Below are 1395 nucleotides of genomic sequence, written 5' to 3' on the forward strand. Positions count from 1 at the left end.
GCGCCGGGCCGCGGCCGCGCCCGTCGGCGTGTTCACCGTGTCCGCCGACACCCCGGAGGCGCTGCGCCGCAACCTGGCCGTGCAGGCGCAGGCCGTCGCCGCCCGCCCCCGCGGGGAGGCGGCCGCGCTGTGCTGGACCAGCAACCGGGTCAAGACCGGGCTGCCGTACCGGGCCGCTTTCCCGGCCTGCGACACCGTCGAGCTGGCCGCGGCGCTGCGCGCGGCCGCCGAGGACGAGCGGCTCGCGGCCGGGATCGCCGACCGGGCCTGGAGGCCGCCGGTCGTCGGCTTCCTCTTCACCGGCCAGGGCGTGCAGGAGCCGGGCATGACCGCGCGGCTGTACCGCCAGTCGCCGCTGTACCGCCGCCGCCTGGACGAGGCCGACGCGGCGCTCGCCCCGCCCCTGGGGGCCTCCGTACGCGACCTGCTGCTGGCCGGCGACCCGGCCGTGCACCGCACGGGCCGGGCCCAGCCCGCCCTGTTCGCCGTCGGGTACGCCCTGTCGGCGGCCCTCGGCGACCTGGGGGCCGGGCCGCACGCCGTCCTCGGCCACAGCGTCGGCGAGTTCGCCGCCGCGGTGTGCGCGGGGGCGCTCACGCTGGAGCAGGCCGCCGCCCTGGTCGCCGAGCGGGCGCGGCTGATGGACGCGCTGCCGGACGGCGGCGGCATGCTGTCGGTGCGGGCCGGCCGGGAGGAGACCGCCGAGCTGGTCGGGGACCTGCCGGGCGTCTTCCTCGCGGCCGTCAACGGCCCCCGCAGCACGGTGCTGTCGGGCGCGCGCGAGGCCCTGGAGCGGGCCGCGCAGGTGCTGCGCGGCCACGGCGTCGACTGCCGTGACGTGGCCGTCTCGCACGCCTTCCACTCGCCGCTGGTGGCTCCCGCCCTGGCCCCGTTCGCCGCCGCGGCGGACCGGGTGCGGCCCGCCGCGCTGCGCCTTCCCTTCGCCTCGACCCGGTACGGGCGGCTGCTCGCCGACGAGCCGCTGGACGGCGCGTACTGGGCCGCGCAGGCCGCCGAGCCGGTGCTGTTCGCCGACGCCCTGGCCGACCTGGTGGCGCAGACCGCCCCGACCTGCCTGGTCGAGATCGGCCCGGCCCCGCAGCTGATCCACCTGGCAGGCCGCAGCGGGGCGGTGGACGGCGTACGGCTGCTGCACCCGGCGCCGGGGCCCGACGCGGGCGCCGCCGAGCTGGCCGAGGCGGTCGCGGCGCTGTACCGGTCGGGGCTGGAGCCGCTCTGGGACGAGCTGTACGAGCCGGCCTGGCGGCGGACCGAGCGGCTGCCCGCGTACGCCTTCTCGGCCGAGCACCGCTTCCGGGCGCAGGGCCCCGCGGCGCCGGAGGCGGCGCCGGCCCGGGCCGCTGCACCGCAGGCCGGGCCGGGTTCCGCTGAGGA

Annotated in this window: 1 protein-coding gene; it reads left to right on the top strand. The window is 80.1% G+C overall.

Annotated features, from left to right (window positions below):
* Positions 1-1395 (top strand): acyltransferase domain-containing protein (locus GPJ59_RS36225; protein ID WP_219672357.1); only part of this gene is annotated, 1395 nt, incomplete at both ends.

It is taken from the genome of Streptomyces bambusae (genome assembly GCF_019400985.1).
GTDB classification, from domain to species: Bacteria; Actinomycetota; Actinomycetes; order Streptomycetales; family Streptomycetaceae; genus Streptomyces; species Streptomyces bambusae_A.